The sequence below is a fragment of the Ruegeria sp. D4 genome (assembly GCF_056534475.1).
Map to the genome: position 1 here is coordinate 283,321 of NZ_JBQFPJ010000001.1, position 16,536 is coordinate 299,856.

Below are 16,536 nucleotides of genomic sequence, written 5' to 3' on the forward strand. Positions count from 1 at the left end.
ATCCTGTCAATTCATGTCGGTCTCGGGGCGCGATGCGCCGGGGCTGGCCGGAGTTATGCTGACATCCGGTCGGACCCAAGGCAACCCGCGATCACCCGATGTTCAGCCATATCGGCGGAATTACCGCTTGCTGCGCGCCATGAAAGCAAGGCGTTCGAACAAATGCACGTCCTGCTCGTTCTTAAGCAGTGCGCCATGCAGCTTGGGCAGAGCGTTGACACCATCACGCTTCAGGTCTTCGGCTGTCAGATCCTCGGCCAGAAGTAGCTTGAGCCAGTCCAGCACTTCCGAGGTCGAAGGTTTTTTCTTCAACCCCTGAGTTTCGCGGATTTCGTAGAACTGGGTCAGGGCCGTGGTCAGCAGCGCGTCCTTGATGCCTGGGTGGTGCACGTCGACGATCCGGCGCATCGTGGCCTCATCCGGAAAGCGGATGTAGTGGAAGAAGCAGCGGCGCAGGAATGCGTCGGGCAGTTCTTTTTCGTTGTTCGAGGTAATGATTACGATCGGCCGGTTTTTGGCGCGGATGGTCTCTCCGGTCTCGTAGACATGGAACTCCATCTTGTCGAGCTCCTGCAGCAGGTCGTTTGGAAACTCGATATCGGCCTTGTCGATCTCATCGATCAGCAGAACGACCTTTTCGTCCGTCTCGAATGCCTGCCACAGCTTGCCCTTGCGGATGTAGTTCGACACGTCGTGCACGCGCTCTTCGCCCAGCTGGCTGTCGCGCAGGCGGCTGACGGCATCGTATTCATACAGACCCTGTTGCGCGCGCGTGGTCGACTTTATGTTCCATTCGATCATTCTCAGACCCAGCGCACCGGCCACCTGCTTGGCCAGTTCGGTCTTGCCAGTACCGGGTTCACCTTTGACCAGCAACGGGCGTTCAAGGGTCACAGCGGCATTGACGGCGATATTGAGGTCGTCTGTGGCAACATATTCGGCTGTACCTTGGAAACGTGTGGTCATTGGGCCCCCGTGTCGTATCGTGCCCGTCATGGGCGGAATTTGCGCCCCTTGGGGTACAGAGGGCGGGCGGGTTTGACAACCCGCGCCGCTGCGTCCGTGCAGGCAAAATTGCAGCCCGGGAAGGCCTGGGAATTGATTCGCCCTCATCCTAAAGTTGCGCTGTTAACAAACTGCCCGGAAAAGGCCCGGAAAACTCCACAGAAAAACAAGGTTTTCCCTTGCAAAGTATCATTATTAGATACTGACATGATGACGGCGCAGCAGTCCGGGTTTTGTGTAGTGACATTCCCTGCGCCGTCGGATAAATGCTGCGCAGAGGGGGTGCCAAATGTCAGGTGAAACGACCGCGACCGACGTTTCTGGCCGTACCGAGGGAGCACAAATGAAACAGGAAGTTTTTCTGCCGGAAGATTATCGACCGGCCGAAGATGAACCGTTCATGAACGACCGCCAGCTTGAATATTTTCGACGCAAGCTGACCGATTGGAAGAATGAACTTTTAGCAGGCAGCCGCGATACCATCGAAGGGTTGCAGGGCAACACGCGTAACATCCCTGATGTCGCCGACCGCGCAAGCGAGGAAACCGACCGCGCGCTGGAACTGCGTACCCGTGATCGTCAGCGCAAGCTGGTGGCTAAGATCGACTCGGCACTGCGCCGGATTGACGAAGGCGAGTACGGGTATTGCGAGATGACGGGCGATCCGATCTCGCTTAAGCGACTGGATGCGCGTCCGATTGCGACCATGACGCTTGAGGCGCAAGAGCGTCACGAGCGCCGCGAAAAAGTCCACCGCGACGATTAACCGCCGGAATATTGCAATTCAAAAACGCCGGGGCCATTGGCTCCGGCGTTTTTTGTGCGGTAAGTCTGATTCATGAATACTCAGGGTTTGAAAATCGCGGTTGTGGGTGCGGGAATCGGCGGCCTTGCCGCTGCCACCGCATTGCGTCAGACCGGAGCTGATGTGGTGGTCCTTGAACAGGCCAGCGACATCAGCGAGGTCGGGGCCGGGTTGCAGATCAGTGCCAACGGCATGGTGGTGCTGAAAGCATTGGGTGCGGTGAGTGGCGCCATCGAATCTGGCCAGCGGTCCTATGGAACGGTTTTGCGTGATTACAAAACCGGCCGCTTCATCAGCCGAATACGGGAACCTTCGGCAGGTCCCACTTATTACTATCACCGGGCGGACCTGATTGAATTGCTGCTGAACTCCGCCCAGGCGGCTGGCGTGGAAATCCGTTTGAACAGCCAAGTTCAGGACATCCGGGAAGACGACGATAGTGTCGAGATCCGGATGGCAAACGGTGATCTGCTGACGGTCGATTGTCTGATCGCGGCAGATGGCGGCCGCAGCGCCATTCGTCCCTATCTGAACGGAGAAGAGATACCAGGTTTTTCCCATCAGGTTGCCTGGCGCGCGACAATCCCCTGGAGTGTCGAGCTGAGCGCACCCAAGGCGCATTTGACGATGGGGCCGGGGCAGCATGTCGTGACTTATCCCCTGCGGGATAAGAGCCTTATGAACATTGTCGCGATCGAGGAACGATCAGACTGGCAACAGGAAGACTGGCGCCTTGCGGGTGATCCGGAGGAATTGCGCCAACGGTTCTCGGATTTTGGCGGAAAAGTGCGTGAGATTCTGGGCGAAGTGCAAGAGACTTTTGTCTGGGCGCTTCACCTTCGGCCGGTTGCACGGAAATGGCAGAATGGACGCATTGCCTTGCTGGGGGATGCCGCCCATCCGACGCTTCCGTTCATGGCGCAGGGCGCCTGTCTCGCACTGGAAGATGCACTGATACTGGCGCGTTCGTTTCAGGCCGACAGTCTGGCGGATGCGCTTAGCAATTATGAAACCGCGCGCGCTGCGCGCGCCAGACAGGTAGTCGAAACGGCAACGGCCAATGCGCGCAACTTTCACCTGCGCGGACCGATGCGCGTAGCAGCACAGATGGCACTGACCGCGATGGGGCCGCGACTGGGGCGGCGGTATGAGTGGATCTACAGCTACGACGCCACGGCGTGACGACTTACAGATCGAAATCGACCCAGACCGGAACGTGGTCGGATGGTTTTTCCTGTCCGCGAACCTCGGCATCGATCCGGCAATCGCGCATCAGGTCGGCCGCTTGCGGGGTCAGCAGAAAATGATCAATGCGAATACCGTCATTCTTGTTCCAGGCCCCGGCCTGATAATCCCAGAATGAATAGTGGCCCGGCCCCTGCGTGCGTGCCCGAAAGGCCTCGGTAAAACCAAGGTTCAGGATCTTGCGAAACGCCGCACGGCTGTCCGGGCGAAACAGGGCGTCCTCGCGCCAGGCGTCCGGACGTTTGGCATCTTCGGCCTGAGGGATGATGTTGTAGTCACCGGCCATCAAGGCGGGCTCTTCACTGGCCAGCAGATCTTTGGCCCGCTCATAAAGCCGGTCCATCCACGCCAGTTTGTAATCGTATTTCGGTCCCGGAACGGGATTGCCGTTCGGCAGATACAAACCGCAAATGCGCACAGCCTTCTTGCCGACGACAGTCGCCTCGATCCAGCGTGCCTGTTCATCCGCATCATGGCCCGGCAATCCGCGGGTCACGTCCTCGAGCGGCAACTTGGACAGGATGGCCACGCCGTTGAAACTTTTCTGGCCGTGGGTCTCGACGTTGTATCCCCGCTCTTCGAACATTTCCCGCGGGAAATTCTCGTCTACCGATTTGATTTCCTGAAGAAGCACCACATCCGGTTGCGCATCGTCCAACCACCGGGGCAGCGCTTCGGCCCGCGCCTTGATGCCATTGATGTTGAATGTGGCGATTTTCATGCGCGGTCCTCCGTGGCTTTGAGCAACCTATCGCCCAGAAAAGGCCCTGCGGCAAGATCATGGGCGGATTTGCGAGGCTCGGCCTCGCCGTTCGAGGTTCTTTAGACAGAAGCAGAGCAGTGACCATGCTTCTTTTGTCTGCAAACACCTTGGGGGGGTGGGTCTTTCCCGGGGTGGGGGTAGAGCCCCCATTTGAGTCGCTACATTGAGAAAGATGTGCCGCAGCCACAGGAGGACGTGGCATTGGGATTATCAATCACAAACCGCGCCCCGATCAGTTCCTGCGAGAAATCGATCACCGCATTTTCAAGAAACGGCAACGAGACCGAGTCCACAATGACCTTCTGGCCTTTTCCTTCGAGAACAAGGTCATCCTCCGTCGGGATATCCAGCGCGATTTCGTATTGAAAACCGGAACATCCGCCGCCTTCCACTGCAACGCGCAGGGCCTGACCCTGATCTGCCGCGCCAATTTCGGCCAGTCGATCAAAAGCGCGTTCTGTAACTGTCGGAGGCAGATTCATGCCGGGCTCCAAAGGTTTATTTCCGCATTACCTTACAATATAGAAATTGCAAGGACAGGCGACAAGGACAAGACTATTGGAGCGAGCGTGTTTTGCCTCGGATCCGGGCCGCGCAAGGGGGCGGCTTGTTCCCGAGGAGGAAAGCAGTTTCCGGTCATGCTTTCAGCGCGACCGGGACAGGATCATTCATGCCAGCGCGTTTCGACGCCTCAAGCACAAGACGCAGGTGTTTGTTGAGCATGAGGGTGACAGCTATCGCACGCGCCTGACCCATTCCATCGAAGTCGCTCAGGTCGCGCGCACGATTGCTGGCGCGTTGCGGCTGAACCCCGAACTGACCGAGGCCGTCGCGCTGGCCCATGACCTGGGGCATACACCGTTCGGGCACACCGGCGAGGACGCATTGCACGCTTTGATGAAACCCTATGGCGGCTTTGATCATAACGCCCAAGCCATTCGGATCGTCACGAGGCTGGAGCGCCATTATGCCGAGTTTGATGGTTGCAACCTGACCTGGGAATGTCTGGAAGGCATCGCAAAGCACAACGGCCCGGTTGTCGGTGACCTGCCGTGGGCACTGGCGGAATGCAATCAGGGTTTCGATCTTGAACTGCACACACATGCAAGTGCCGAGGCGCAGGTTGCAGCGCTGTCGGATGACATTGCCTATAACAACCACGACCTGCTGGATGGCTTGCGCGCAGGTTTGTTTTCGGACGATGAAATCCTGCAACTTCCTATCGTCGGCGATTGCTACTCGGAAGTGGATCAAAAATACCCGGGTCTGGACGCGTACCGTCGTCGGCATGAAGCGCTTCGGCGGGTCTTTGGTGTTATGGTCGCTGATGTCATCGACACATCAACCAAACTGATTGCGGCTTCCGGCGCGCAATCGGTCGAGGATACTCGCAACCTTGGCTATCCGGTTGTGCGGTTCTCGGACGACTTGTGGGCGCGGCTCCGGGAAATCCGGGCCTTCTTGTTTTCGCGCATGTATCGCGCGCCCAGCGTCATGAAAGTGCGGGCCGAGGTCGGCAAAGTTGTCGAAGACCTGTTCCCCATCTACTTGAGCGATCCGAAACAGATGCCCGCGCGCTGGCACGAGGACATCGAAGCCGCCCAAGGTGAAACCGCGTTGGCGCGCATAGTCTCGGACTATATCGCCGGTATGACGGACCGGTTCGCCTTGCAGGATCACGCAAGGCTGACCGGTGTTTCAGCTACGAAGGACTGACTACTCGACCCCGATATAGGCCAGCGCCCAGACCTGTTGCCCGGATTGTGTCTGGGCTAGGTCGGCGTCATCGGTGGGCGGGAATACGATCATAGTGGGGCCATATCCGCCGATCCCCATTGGTGCGCCATCTGCGCGGGTTGCAACAATGGGCTTGTGGGCGGCGATGCTGTCCCACGCAATTTCGGCTTGATAGCCGTCCATGGCCATGGGCCTTGCTGTTCTGCCTTCCGCACCCGCCATCTTCATCACGTCCGACAGAAGCGGCCCTGAAAAGGCAATCTCTCGCTTGTTTCCTTCGCGGCCATAGGTGATTGAAATCTCGGTCTGTTCCAGCGCATCCAGCATTGCGGCATCAAAGCCTGCGCCGCCATCGTGCTGGACCTCGAGGTATCCCAGCAATCCGCCGTCATTTTCGCTGCGCGCGGGCAGGTTTGTCTGGGATACCGCACCGCCCAGGGTCAGCAACACGTGGCCTTGGGGCGAAGGCATATCCGCCCAAACCGGCAGGGATGTTGTCAGCAGCAGGGCAAGGGGCAGGGCAAGGCGCATAATTGGTACTCCTGTTGGTGGTTTTTGCCGACATTAGCCCGGTTCACGTCTAAACCAAGCCTAAACTGATCGCTTCCATTGACCTTGCCGCTTTGCGTGGTAAACCGCCGGGCAAGCAAAAGGACATCCGAAATGAACCTGTTTTCCGAGATCCGCGGCCTCGTTCTGGACGCGCTGGCACAGATGCAGTCCGAAGGCGCTTTGCCAGAAGGGCTGAGCTTTGACAACGTGGCGGTCGAACCGCCGCGTGACGCCGCGCATGGCGACATGGCGACGAATGCAGCGATGGTGTTGGCGAAGCCGGCCAAGATGAAGCCGCGCGACATTGCCGATGTGCTGGCCGGGAAACTGGCGGCGGATGACCGGATCACAAGTGCCGAGGTCGCCGGGCCGGGCTTCCTGAACCTGCGGCTGGCTCCCGCTGTCTGGCAGGGCGTTCTGGCTGCCGTGCTGGAAAAGGGCACAGACTATGGCCGTTCGACCATGGGTCACGGGCAGAAAGTGAACGTGGAATACGTGTCCGCAAACCCCACCGGTCCGCTGCACGTGGGCCATACGCGGGGCGCGGTATTCGGTGACGCTCTGGCAAGCTTGCTGGCCTACTCGGGTCATGATGTGACGCGTGAGTATTACATCAACGACGGCGGCGCGCAGGTCGATGTGCTGGCGCGGTCTGCCTACGAGCGGTATCGAGAAGCCAACGGACTGAGCCCCGAGATCGCTGAAGGGCTGTATCCCGGGGATTACCTGATCCCGATTGGTGAGGCGCTGAAAGACAAATACGGCGACAGCCTGATCGACAAGCCGGAAAGCGAATGGCTGGAAGAGCTGCGCGAGTTCGCAACCGATGCGATGATGGATCTGATCCGGGCCGATCTGAAGGCGCTGGGCGTCGAAATGGACGTGTTCTTCTCGGAGAAGTCGCTCTACGGTACAGGCCGGATCGAGGCGGCGCTGCAATCGCTGACTGACAAGGGCCTGATCTACGAAGGTGTGCTGGAACCACCCAAGGGCAAAAAGCCCGAGGATTGGGAACCGCGCGAGCAGACCCTGTTCAAGTCGACCGAGCATGGCGACGACGTCGATCGCCCGGTCAAGAAATCGGACGGCAGCTGGACCTATTTCGCCCCGGATATCGCCTATCACTATGACAAGGTGAGCCGCGGCTTTGATGCGCTGATCGACGTGTTCGGTGCCGACCACGGTGGCTATGTCAAGCGGATGAAGGCGGCTGTGTCGGCGCTGTCCGACGGCAAAGTGCCGCTGGATATCAAGCTGACCCAGTTGGTGAAACTGTGGAAGAATGGCGAGCCGTTCAAGATGTCAAAACGGGCAGGGAACTTTGTCACACTGCGCGATGTGGTCGATCAGGTTGGGCCAGACGTGACCCGCTTTGTGATGCTGACCCGCAAGAACGACGCGCCGTTGGATTTCGATTTCGACAAGGTGCTGGAACAGAGCCGCGAGAACCCCGTGTTCTACGTCCAATACGCCCATGCCCGGGTCATGAGCGTGCTGCGCCGCGCAGCCGAGGCGGCGATTGCCACGGATGACGCGACCCTTGCCGGGGCGGATTTGGGCAAGAACGACCATGCCTCTGAACTGACGGTCGCCAAAAAACTGGCCGAATGGCCGCGTCTGGTGGAAATCGCCGCGCGTACCAACGAGCCGCACCGGGTTGCCTTCTACCTGTACGAGCTTGCGGGCGACTTCCACGCGCTGTGGAACAAAGGCAATGACGAAACCCAACTGCGCTTTATCCAGGATGGCGATGTTGCCACAAGCCAGTCGAAAATCGCTTTGGCCCGGGCCGTTTCTGTTGTGATTTCAGCGGGCTTGGGTATTCTTGGCGTCACTCCGGCGCAGGAGATGCGGTAACCAACACCGCCCGAACCGCCGGATCGAGGCAGACAAGAAATGACCCGCGCGCCACGTATTAAGGCGCATTCGGGCGGTGAGGCGGAAATGACGAGTTACGATTACTCGGGGCAGTCAGGCCCCGGGCACATGCATTACACGAATCAGGCGCATCCCGAAGATGGCTATGATTTTTCCGACGACATGCAGGACTATGATGCCCCGCACAGTGCGGTTGGACTGGGCCGGATCGTCAATGTGCTTGGTGCGGTCGCCTCTCTGGCGCTGGTCGCCGGTGTCGCTGTCTGGGGTTACAAACTGATCATGCGCGATGTCAGCGGGGTCCCGGTGGTGCGCGCTGTCGAAGGACCGATGCGTATCCAGCCGGAAAACCCGGGTGGAACACCCGCCGATCACCAGGGGCTTGCTGTGAACGCAGTTGCCGCGCAAGGCTCGGCCGCCGCGCCGGCTGATCGCCTGATCCTTGCACCGCGTCCGGTTTCATTGGCGGACGAGGATGCTCCGATGGGCACCTTGAAGCCGACAAAGGCCGTACACCACATCGAAGAGCCGATCTCGGATCAAGAGGCCGCGCGGTTGCGGCAGGGCGCAGTTGACGCGCTGGTTGCCGAGCTGGCCCAGGAAGCTGCCAGTCCCGGTCAGGTGGAAGAGGGAGGCGTGCAATTGGCCTCGCTATCCACGCTAGATGACGAGCCCGCCATTGATCCGGCCGATCTGGCCGCACAATTGCCGGATCCAGAACTGGCGGTTCTGCCCGGCGTTCGCAGATCTCTGCGTCCGGTGGTGAGACCAGCGCGCGCGGTGCATCGCGGTGTGCTTGCGGACAGCCAGACCGAAGCCGCAATCAATGCCGCCGTCAAAGCGGCGGTCGGGTTGGATGTTGATCCGAATGCGCTGCCGAAGGGTACCCGGATGGCCCAGCTGGGGGCCTACGAAAGCGTTGAAGTCGCGCAGGCGGAATGGGGCCGGATGAGCGGGCGCTTTGATGAGTATATGGATGGAAAGCAAAGAGTTATCCAGAAAACCTCAAGTGGCGGTCGGACATTCTATCGCCTGCGCGTTCTGGGGTTCGACGATCTGAGCGACTCGCGTCAGTTCTGCGCGGCGCTCCAGGCACAGGGGGCTGACTGCATCCCGGTTGCAGTACGGTGACATTTGGTGCCGCGATCACCGATGCCGAAGGCCTGCGTCTGACGCCTGATGAAAAGAGCCTGTTCCGTCAGATGAACCCCTTTGGGTTTATTCTGTTTGGCCGCAACATCGACACCGCAGATCAGATCCGTGCCCTGTGCGATGATTTCCGCGAGGCGGTGGGCCGCAACTGCCCCATCACAATCGATCAGGAAGGCGGCCGGGTTCAGCGCTTGCGCTCGCCTTTGGCCAGGGAATGGATGTCCCCACTGGACCACGCCAGCCGCGCTGGCGATCAGGCCGAACGCGCCATGTACCTACGCTATCGTCTGATTGCGAGTGAGCTGTTCGAGTTGGGGATCGACAGCAATTGCGCCCCGATGGTTGACCTGGCCCGCGACGAAACGCACCCGTTTCTGAAGAACCGCTGCTACGGCACTGATCCTGCATCGGTTTCGAAAATTGGCAAAGCCGTGGCGCAGGGGCATCTGGATGGTGGTGTCCTGCCGGTTGTCAAGCATATGCCGGGGCATGGTCTGTCGACATTGGACAGCCACCATGACCTGCCGCATGTGGATCTGGAACAGGCCGAACTAGCACAGGCCGATTTTGCACCGTTTCGCGCGCTGAACGACCTGCCAATGGGGATGACCGCGCATCTGGTCTACGACCGGATCGATCCACAACCGGCAACGATTTCGCCGACGATGATTGGGCTGATCCGCAACAAGATCGGTTTTGATGGCCTGATCATGACCGACGATATCTCGATGAAGGCGCTCAGCGGCGCGCCCGAAGAAATTGCCGGTCAGGCACTGGCCGCAGGGTGCGATGTGGTTCTGCACTGCAACGGGTCTTTCGAAGCCCGCGCCAGTGTGCTTGAAGCCGCCGGAGAGATGACCGGGCAGGCGCAAACTCGCGCTGAACGGGCGCTGGCGATGCGCAAGGTGCCTCGGGAACTTGACATCCCCGCGGCCGAGGCGGAACTATCTGCCCTAATGGGCGGGCAGGTGTATGAACGATAACCTTTTCAGCGAAGACCCGGTCTCGGTCGCGGACCGGCTGGCAGCCGAGGCGCTGATCGTTGACGTCGACGGGTTCGAGGGCCCGTTGGACGTGCTGCTGACCTTGTCGCGGACGCAAAAGGTCGATCTGCGCAAAATCTCGGTTCTGGCGCTGGCGCAGCAATATCTGGCCTTTGTCGAAAAAGCCCGTGCGCTGCGGATCGAACTGGCTGCCGATTATCTGGTCATGGCCGCCTGGCTGGCGTTTTTGAAATCCCGACTGTTGTTGCCCCCTGACCCGGATGATGAAGGCCCCTCGGGCGAGGAACTGGCCGCCCATCTGGCGTTCCAGTTGGAGCGTCTGCAGGCCATGCGCGACGCGGCCGCGCGTCTGATGGCGCGCGACCAGCTTGGGCGCGACTTTTTCAAACGCGGGCAGGGCGAGGATGTCACCCGCATCCGCACCGTGACGTACTCAGCGACGCTGCTGGACCTGATGCAGGGCTATGCGCGTATCCGGACCCGCGACGAGTTCCGCCCGTTTGTGATGGACCGCGACGCCGTATTCACCATGGAGCAGGCGCTTGAGCGGATGCGTCCCCTGATCGCGTTCGCTGGCACCTGGACAGATATGGAGACCTATCTGCCCGAGGGCTGGAATGCCGACCCGATGCGGCGGCGCTCTGCCACGGCGGCAACGTTTGCAGCCTCGCTGGAACTGGTGAAAGAAGGACATATGGAGATCAAGCAGAGCGAAACCTTTGCTCCGATCCATCTGCGCAAGAGGACTGACACTCGTGACTGACGCCCCCGAAGACGAAGGCACCGGCACCCTGTTCGAAGCGCCGCCCCTGGCGGAACAGGAACGTATGGTCGAAGCCGTGCTTTTCGCCAGCGCCGAACCGGTGACCATCGCCGATCTTGAGGCGCGCATGCCTCACGGCAGCAACGCCGCGCAAGCTGTTGAATTGTTGCAGAAACGTTATGAGGGGCGGGGCGTGCGCGTGGTGCGTGTGGGCGAAGCCTGGGCGATCCGTACCGCCCCCGATCTGGGTTTTCTGATGCAGAAGGAAACGGTCGAGACCCGCAAACTCAGCCGTGCCGCGATTGAGACGCTGGCCATTGTGGCCTATCACCAACCCTGTACCCGAGCCGAGATCGAGGAAATTCGCGGCGTTTCGGTATCACGCGGAACCATCGACCAGTTGCTGGAAATGGAATGGATCAGGCTGGGCCGTCGCCGCATGACACCGGGTCGACCGGTGACATTTGTTGTGACACCGGAGTTTCTGGATCATTTCGGGCTTGAGAATGCCCGCGATCTGCCGGGCCTCAAGGAATTGCGCGCCGCCGGTCTGCTCGAGAACAGGCCCCCTCCGGGCACGATCCCGCTGGGTGAAGGGCGCGAAGAAGAGGCGGACGACGAGCAGACCGAGCTGTTCGAGGGCGAGTAGGCAGGACGCCCATTTGTTGCCGCATGGATCGACTAGGTTAAGGGCAGAAAACGGAGTTAAGCAATGAATGCTAATCGGATCATCGACATGATCGTGCGTCAGGTCATGCGCCGGCTTGTCACGCGGGGCGTGGACATGAGCTTTGATATGGCCGACCGGATGACCCGCAAGCCCGGGCAGACAAATGATGCGCCCCGCGACCCGGAGGCCGACCGTCACATGCAGGAAAGCGCCAATCGGCAGGCGCAGGGCATGAAACAGGCTCAGCGCATGACCCGGCAGATGCGCCGGTTCATGAAGTTCTGACCGTTAACCGACTGCTTTGAAATGCTTGGACAGTTTCAACCCCTGTCCTTGATAGTTCGAGGCGATCCCGGCGCCGTATAGCTGCGTCGGCATCTCGGACATTTTTTCGTACACCAGACGCCCGACGACCTGCCCGTGTTCCAGAACGAAGGGCGCTTCGTGGCAACGCACTTCAAGAACGCCGCGCGATCCTTCGCCACCGGCGGCGGCGTGGCCGAAACCAGGGTCGAAGAAGCCGGCATAGTGCACGCGAAACTCTCCGACCATCGCCAAGTATGGGGCCATTTCAGCGGCGTACATAGGTGGGATATGAACCGCCTCGCGACTGACGAGGATGTAGAATGCGCCCGGATCAAGGATGATGCAGCCATTTCGGGTCCGCACTTCTTCCCAGTAATCCTGCGGGTCATATTCACCGATGCGATCCAGGTCAATCACGCCGGTATGGGGTTTGGCCCGATACCCAACCAGATCAGTGTCCGGCAATTGCAGATCGACCGAAAAACCCAGCCCGTCCTGAATCACCGCAGGGCCATCGACCAGCGGCGATTCAGCGTGCAGCGCAGTCAATTCCGCGTCGCTCAGCACGGCCTGACCCTGACGGAAGCGGATCTGGTTCAGGCGCATCCCCGGACGAACGAGAACCGAGAACGAGCGGGGGCAAATCTCAGCATAAAGCGGGCCGGAATACCCCTTCGGAACCCGGTCGAACTCCGTGCCTTCGTCGGTGATGGTTCGGGTCAGCAGGTCCAACCGCCCGGTCGAACTTTTGGCGTTGGCCACGGCGCTGGTGTCGGCAGGCAGGGCCAGCGACTCCATCAGTGGCACCAGATAAACGCATCCCTTTTCCAGAACGGCACCGTCGGTAATGTCGATCCGATGCATCTCGAACTCGGCCAGACGATCCGCGACTGTGCGTCCTTCACCCGCCAGGAACGAAGCGCGCACCCGGTAAGCCACTGTTCCAAGACGCAAATCCAGGCTGGCAGGTTGGATTTGCGCTGGAAGGACATCGGGGTTGGCGGTAATCTCACCGCGCGCAATCATCGCCTCGATCTGCTGGTTCGGGCATACGCCTGTCATTCGGATCCCCCCTGATGCCAGAGCGGGATCTGGCCTGTCTGCCATAAACGTCGGTGTGATTTGGTCGGGCTAGCAGGACTCGAACCTGCGACCTTCCGTCCCCCAGACGGACGCGCTACCAGGCTGCGCCATAGCCCGACGTTGAGGTGTTCATAAAGACTTTCCCGGCAGGGGCAAGAGGAAATCATCGCCTTTTTTCTTATCCTGCCGATCGGTTTTCTATTCTGTTCAACAGTGCGCGCAGTTCATTTGCGACGGGGGCGATTTGCTTCAGCAGGTCCTCGTCAAACTCGGTCCTGTTCCAGGCTTGCGATGCGATACCGCCCAGCAAAGGTGCCTCATCCAGATATTCTGGTTCGGCCTGCCTAGCGGCTTCCGAGCCGTTTGTTGCCGGGGCTTCCGCCGCTTCGGGCCGGGCCGAAACTTCCGGGGTAACGGAATCGCCGTCGCCCAGATCAAGATCAATCTGACCGGATGGCGGGACGGGGGGAGCCGTGAACGGAACGACGGTGCCGTCCTGAGTGACCACATCCGCCTCGGCCGCATCCTCGAGCGGCTGAGACAGCGAGGCCACATGCGCGACACCCTGTTCGCGCAGGATACGCTGAACACCTTTGATGGTGGTCCCATCTTCGTGCAGAAGCTTCTTGATGCCACCCAGCAGCCGCATGTCATTGGGGCGGTAATACCGGCGGCCACCAGCACGTTTGACAGGTTTGACCTGCGTGAAGCGGCTTTCCCAGAACCGCAAAACATGAGCCTGAACGCCCAACCAGTCCGCAACTTCACTGATGGTGCGAAACGCGTCGGGGGACTTGCTCATAATCGTGGCGTCCTGAACTTACTTGCGATTCCCTGCGGCGACGCGATCTTTCATCAGATGCGACGGACGGAAAGTCAGCACGCGGCGCGGCTGAATGGGAACCTCTTCACCGGTTTTGGGGTTGCGGCCGATACGGGCGGTTTTGTCGCGAACGCTGAAGGTACCGAAAGATGAAATCTTCACCTGTTCGCCACGCACCAGTGCGTCGGACATGTGGTTCAGCACGCTTTCGACCAGCTGCGCGCTTTCATTGCGTGAAAGGCCAACTTCACGAAAGACGGCCTCGCTCAGATCCATTCGGGTCAGTGTTTTGTCGCCCATGCCATTTCCCCTGTTGATAACAAAGCATAGGGGTAGGGCAAATTCGCTGTCAATATCAATGAATTGCAAGCGGACATGTAAGCCGAATTGCGCCTGTTACCAGCGCAGGACTACAGCACCCCAGGCGAGACCGCCGCCAATTGCTTCGGTAACGATCAGGTCGCCGGGTTTGATTTGGCCACGCTTCTTGCCGACCGACAGGGCCAGGGGAATCGAGGCTGCAGATGTATTTCCATGATCCTGAACTGTGACAACGACATTTTCCATGGGCAATCCCATCTTCTTGGCCGTGCCCTGAATGATGCGGATATTGGCCTGATGCGGGACGATCCAGTCCACGTCGGCACTGCCAAGCCCGGCTCGCTCAAGCGCGGTGTTCGCTGTTCCGGCCAGCTTTTCGACGGCATGGCGGAACACCTGATTGCCTTGCATCCGCAAATGGCCGGTCGATTGGGTGGATACACCACCATCGACATAGAGCAGATCCTTGTAGCGCCCGTCCGAGTTCAGGTCGGTCGCCAGAATTCCACGGTCCTGCGCCGTGCCTTCACCTTCCTGTGCCTCAAGTATCAGCGCACCGGCGCCATCTCCGAACAGCACACAGGTCGACCGGTCGGTCCAGTCCATGATTCGCGAAAACGTCTCGGCGCCGATCACCATAACCCGCTTTGCCTGACCCGCCAGGATCAACGCGTTCGCATTGCCGAGCGCAAAAACAAAGCCGGCGCAGACAGCCTGCACATCGAAAGCAAAACCACGGGTCATGCCCAGTCCGGCCTGCACCATCGTTGCAGCGGACGGGAAGGTCAGATCGGCGGTCGATGTCGCCAGAACAATAGCATCGATATCATCGGCGGTCAGACCGGCATCATCCAGCGCAGCAGTTGCTGCCTTGATGGCCAGGTCGGATGTCGTCTCATCATCGGCGGCAAAGTGACGGCGTTCGATTCCGGAACGGGTTCGAATCCACTCATCCGTTGTATCCAGCGTTTTTTCGAATTCAGAGTTCGGGACCACGCGTTCCGGCAAATAATGCCCGATACCAACTACAACTGAACGGCCTGCCATTTTGTAGGTACTGCCTTTTTTGTTATTCTTCCGCCTGGGGCGGAGTATGCGCGGCATCTTGTGCAAGCTCGGCTGTGGATGCAACCCGTGCCGCCAATTTTTCAGCGAAACCCGACTCGGCCAGGGTAAACGCCAGTTTGACGGCCGCCGAGACACCCGTGGCATCCGCTCCGCCATGCGATTTCACGACGGTCCCGTTGAGGCCCAGAAACACTCCGCCATTCACCCGACGAGGATCAATGCGTTTCTTCAGACGTTGCAACGAGGTGATCGCAAGAACCGAGGCCAGCCGGGACAGGGGCGAATACTTGAACGCCTCGCGCAGCAGGTCGCCTATCAGGCTGGCTGTGCCTTCTCCGGTCTTGATGGCGACATTGCCGGTAAAGCCATCGGTTACAATGACATCCGCCTTGTCGCCGGGGATATCACTGCCTTCGACGAATCCCACAAATTCGAAATTCGCCTGCTCTGCGAATTCCGTAATCATCGTGTGGGCTTCTTTCAGTTCGGCGCGGCCTTTGTGTTCTTCGGTCCCCACGTTCAGCAGGCCGATACGGGGGCGACCAAGCGCCATGCCATTGCGCGCGTAGGATGCGCCCATCAATGCATATTGCAGCAGATCTTTGGCGTCGGCGCGGACATCCGCACCGACATCCAGCATCACGTTGAAACCCTGCGGGTTGCGCGAAGGCCACAGAATGGCGATGGCCGGACGGTTCACACCGGGCAATTTGCGCAGGCGCATCATCGACAACGCCATCAGCGCGCCGGTATTGCCGCAGGACACCGCGCCATGGGCATCGCCCTCGCGGACCGCTTCCAGCGTCGACCACATCGAGGTCTGCTTGCCGTTGCGCACCACCTGGCTGGGCTTGTCCTCCATCGTGACCACGTCCGGGCAATCACGAAAAACGACGCGCCCTTCAAGGACACGCCGTTTGGCAACCAGTCTGCGCAGCTCTTCTTCCGGCCCGTGCAGGATAAATCCGATGTCCGGGTTCTTACTTGCCGATTTGGCAATACCCGCGACAACGGCAGCGGGCCCTGCATCACCACCCATAGCATCAACCGAGATGATGATCCGGTCGTTTTGCGTGGGCTGATCCGTCATGCCTGGGCCTGCGTCCTGTCAGGCTTAGGCTGCGTCTTCGTCCAGATCGATTTCGTCGGCTTGTGCGACGACTTCGCGATCATCATAGTGGCCGCAGGATGCACAAACGTGGTGCGGGCGCTTCAGCTCACCGCAGTTCGGGCATTCGTTCGGGTTTGCAGCAACCAGAGCGTCGTGTGCGCGACGGTTGTTGCGACGCGACTTGGAAACTTTGTTCTGTTGGACGGCCATGGTCTCAACCTTTGTCTATTAAGGGCCGACAGATTCGCTG

The 16,536-nt window shown here is 59.7% G+C and carries 19 protein-coding genes and 1 tRNA gene; 9 read left to right on the forward strand and 11 right to left on the reverse strand.

Translation table 11 applies throughout. The features are described 5' to 3' along the window. Positions 1 to 120: 120 nt before the first annotated feature. On the reverse strand, positions 121 to 966 hold the full coding sequence (locus tag ACR0MI_RS01415; protein ID WP_170610468.1) for an AAA family ATPase: 846 nt from the start codon (positions 964 to 966) through the stop codon (positions 121 to 123). A gap of 382 nt (positions 967 to 1,348) precedes the next feature. Between ACR0MI_RS01415 and dksA the strand changes: the two genes are divergently transcribed. Beyond that, a complete protein-coding gene (gene dksA / locus ACR0MI_RS01420) occupies positions 1,349 to 1,771 on the forward strand; it encodes an RNA polymerase-binding protein DksA (RefSeq protein ID WP_170610471.1) in 423 nt (140 codons plus the stop codon). 72 nt (positions 1,772 to 1,843) lie between these two features. Then, entirely contained in the window at positions 1,844 to 2,992 is a 1,149-nt protein-coding gene (locus tag ACR0MI_RS01425) for an FAD-dependent monooxygenase (RefSeq protein WP_170619151.1), read from the forward strand. Positions 2,993 to 2,996: 4 nt separating this feature from the next. Here the strand turns inward: ACR0MI_RS01425 and xth are convergent, their stop codons facing one another. Together xth and ACR0MI_RS01435 are read right to left on the reverse strand one after the other, a co-directional pair. Then, positions 2,997 to 3,776 (reverse strand): exodeoxyribonuclease III, encoded by a 780-nt coding sequence (gene xth, locus ACR0MI_RS01430; RefSeq protein WP_170610476.1) that lies wholly within the window; start codon positions 3,774 to 3,776, stop codon positions 2,997 to 2,999. Between the two features lie 200 nt (positions 3,777 to 3,976). Continuing rightward, positions 3,977 to 4,300 carry a HesB/IscA family protein gene (locus tag ACR0MI_RS01435; protein ID WP_170610479.1) on the reverse strand — a complete coding sequence of 108 codons (324 nt, stop codon included), beginning with the start codon at positions 4,298 to 4,300 and terminating at the stop codon, positions 3,977 to 3,979. Between the two features lie 76 nt (positions 4,301 to 4,376). On the opposite strand from ACR0MI_RS01435, the gene ACR0MI_RS01440 reads away from it, so the two are divergent. Then, a complete protein-coding gene (locus ACR0MI_RS01440; protein ID WP_170610482.1) occupies positions 4,377 to 5,534 on the forward strand; it encodes a deoxyguanosinetriphosphate triphosphohydrolase in 1,158 nt (385 codons plus the stop codon). Here ACR0MI_RS01440 and ACR0MI_RS01445 read toward each other — a convergent pair whose 3' ends face one another. Continuing rightward, positions 5,535 to 6,086: a molybdopterin-binding protein gene (locus ACR0MI_RS01445; RefSeq protein WP_170610485.1), complete on the reverse strand. Its 552-nt coding sequence runs from the start codon at positions 6,084 to 6,086 to the stop codon at positions 5,535 to 5,537. Between the two features lie 132 nt (positions 6,087 to 6,218). On the opposite strand from ACR0MI_RS01445, the gene argS reads away from it, so the two are divergent. The 6 genes from argS to ACR0MI_RS01475 all read left to right on the forward strand — a co-directional run bounded on the left by argS (position 6,219) and on the right by ACR0MI_RS01475 (position 11,859). After that, positions 6,219 to 7,964, forward strand: coding sequence for an arginine--tRNA ligase (gene argS / locus ACR0MI_RS01450; RefSeq protein WP_170610489.1), 1,746 nt, complete (start codon positions 6,219 to 6,221; stop codon positions 7,962 to 7,964). 39 nt (positions 7,965 to 8,003) lie between these two features. Continuing rightward, positions 8,004 to 9,116: an SPOR domain-containing protein gene (locus tag ACR0MI_RS01455; RefSeq protein ID WP_480440385.1), complete on the forward strand. Its 1,113-nt coding sequence runs from the start codon at positions 8,004 to 8,006 to the stop codon at positions 9,114 to 9,116. Beyond that, complete coding sequence (gene nagZ / locus ACR0MI_RS01460; protein ID WP_480853452.1) at positions 9,113 to 10,120, forward strand: beta-N-acetylhexosaminidase; 1,008 nt, start codon at positions 9,113 to 9,115, stop codon at positions 10,118 to 10,120. The genes ACR0MI_RS01455 and nagZ overlap by 4 nt, the downstream gene beginning before the upstream one ends. After that, complete coding sequence (locus tag ACR0MI_RS01465) at positions 10,110 to 10,904, forward strand: segregation and condensation protein A (protein WP_170610495.1); 795 nt, start codon at positions 10,110 to 10,112, stop codon at positions 10,902 to 10,904. The genes nagZ and ACR0MI_RS01465 overlap by 11 nt, the downstream gene beginning before the upstream one ends. Then, entirely contained in the window at positions 10,897 to 11,553 is a 657-nt protein-coding gene (gene scpB, locus ACR0MI_RS01470; RefSeq protein ID WP_170610498.1) for an SMC-Scp complex subunit ScpB, read from the forward strand. The genes ACR0MI_RS01465 and scpB overlap by 8 nt, the downstream gene beginning before the upstream one ends. Positions 11,554 to 11,616: 63 nt before the next feature. Further along, positions 11,617 to 11,859, forward strand: a complete 243-nt coding sequence (locus ACR0MI_RS01475; RefSeq protein WP_170610500.1) for a hypothetical protein — start codon at positions 11,617 to 11,619, stop codon at positions 11,857 to 11,859. Between the two features lie 3 nt (positions 11,860 to 11,862). On the opposite strand, the gene ACR0MI_RS01480 is transcribed toward ACR0MI_RS01475, so the two are convergent. From ACR0MI_RS01480 to rpmF, 7 genes are all read right to left on the reverse strand, one after another. After that, positions 11,863 to 12,942, reverse strand: a complete 1,080-nt coding sequence (locus tag ACR0MI_RS01480) for a 2'-deoxycytidine 5'-triphosphate deaminase (protein ID WP_170610504.1) — start codon at positions 12,940 to 12,942, stop codon at positions 11,863 to 11,865. Positions 12,943 to 13,003: 61 nt separating this feature from the next. After that, a tRNA-Pro gene (locus ACR0MI_RS01485) sits at positions 13,004 to 13,080 on the reverse strand. A gap of 61 nt (positions 13,081 to 13,141) precedes the next feature. Then, positions 13,142 to 13,765, reverse strand: a complete 624-nt coding sequence (locus ACR0MI_RS01490) for a MerR family transcriptional regulator (RefSeq protein ID WP_170610507.1) — start codon at positions 13,763 to 13,765, stop codon at positions 13,142 to 13,144. 18 nt (positions 13,766 to 13,783) lie between these two features. After that, on the reverse strand, positions 13,784 to 14,086 hold the full coding sequence (gene ihfA / locus ACR0MI_RS01495) for an integration host factor subunit alpha (RefSeq protein WP_008755922.1): 303 nt from the start codon (positions 14,084 to 14,086) through the stop codon (positions 13,784 to 13,786). A 96-nt stretch (positions 14,087 to 14,182) separates the two neighbouring features. Then, a complete protein-coding gene (locus ACR0MI_RS01500; protein ID WP_170610510.1) occupies positions 14,183 to 15,154 on the reverse strand; it encodes a beta-ketoacyl-ACP synthase III in 972 nt (323 codons plus the stop codon). 22 nt (positions 15,155 to 15,176) lie between these two features. Next, a complete protein-coding gene (plsX, locus tag ACR0MI_RS01505; protein WP_170610513.1) occupies positions 15,177 to 16,265 on the reverse strand; it encodes a phosphate acyltransferase PlsX in 1,089 nt (362 codons plus the stop codon). A gap of 24 nt (positions 16,266 to 16,289) precedes the next feature. Continuing rightward, positions 16,290 to 16,496 carry a 50S ribosomal protein L32 gene (gene rpmF / locus ACR0MI_RS01510; RefSeq protein WP_008756996.1) on the reverse strand — a complete coding sequence of 69 codons (207 nt, stop codon included), beginning with the start codon at positions 16,494 to 16,496 and terminating at the stop codon, positions 16,290 to 16,292. Positions 16,497 to 16,536: the final 40 nt, after the last annotated feature.

Excerpts from the sequence above, each read along its gene's own strand:
- ihfA (WP_008755922.1), bottom strand. The coding sequence starts at position 14,086 with ATGGGCGACAAAACACTGACCCGAATGGATCTGAGCGAGGCCGTCTTT.
- xth (WP_170610476.1), bottom strand. The coding sequence starts at position 3,776 with ATGAAAATCGCCACATTCAACATCAATGGCATCAAGGCGCGGGCCGAA.
- ACR0MI_RS01425 (WP_170619151.1), top strand. The coding sequence starts at position 1,844 with ATGAATACTCAGGGTTTGAAAATCGCGGTTGTGGGTGCGGGAATCGGC.
- ACR0MI_RS01455 (WP_480440385.1), top strand. The coding sequence starts at position 8,004 with ATGACCCGCGCGCCACGTATTAAGGCGCATTCGGGCGGTGAGGCGGAA.
- rpmF (WP_008756996.1), bottom strand. The coding sequence starts at position 16,496 with ATGGCCGTCCAACAGAACAAAGTTTCCAAGTCGCGTCGCAACAACCGT.
- dksA (WP_170610471.1), top strand. The coding sequence starts at position 1,349 with ATGAAACAGGAAGTTTTTCTGCCGGAAGATTATCGACCGGCCGAAGAT.
- ACR0MI_RS01445 (WP_170610485.1), bottom strand. The coding sequence starts at position 6,086 with ATGCGCCTTGCCCTGCCCCTTGCCCTGCTGCTGACAACATCCCTGCCG.
- ACR0MI_RS01480 (WP_170610504.1), bottom strand. The coding sequence starts at position 12,942 with ATGACAGGCGTATGCCCGAACCAGCAGATCGAGGCGATGATTGCGCGC.
- argS (WP_170610489.1), top strand. The coding sequence starts at position 6,219 with ATGAACCTGTTTTCCGAGATCCGCGGCCTCGTTCTGGACGCGCTGGCA.
- ACR0MI_RS01435 (WP_170610479.1), bottom strand. The coding sequence starts at position 4,300 with ATGAATCTGCCTCCGACAGTTACAGAACGCGCTTTTGATCGACTGGCC.
- ACR0MI_RS01490 (WP_170610507.1), bottom strand. The coding sequence starts at position 13,765 with ATGAGCAAGTCCCCCGACGCGTTTCGCACCATCAGTGAAGTTGCGGAC.
- ACR0MI_RS01475 (WP_170610500.1), top strand. The coding sequence starts at position 11,617 with ATGAATGCTAATCGGATCATCGACATGATCGTGCGTCAGGTCATGCGC.
- ACR0MI_RS01500 (WP_170610510.1), bottom strand. The coding sequence starts at position 15,154 with ATGGCAGGCCGTTCAGTTGTAGTTGGTATCGGGCATTATTTGCCGGAA.
- ACR0MI_RS01415 (WP_170610468.1), bottom strand. The coding sequence starts at position 966 with ATGACCACACGTTTCCAAGGTACAGCCGAATATGTTGCCACAGACGAC.
- ACR0MI_RS01465 (WP_170610495.1), top strand. The coding sequence starts at position 10,110 with ATGAACGATAACCTTTTCAGCGAAGACCCGGTCTCGGTCGCGGACCGG.
- plsX (WP_170610513.1), bottom strand. The coding sequence starts at position 16,265 with ATGACGGATCAGCCCACGCAAAACGACCGGATCATCATCTCGGTTGAT.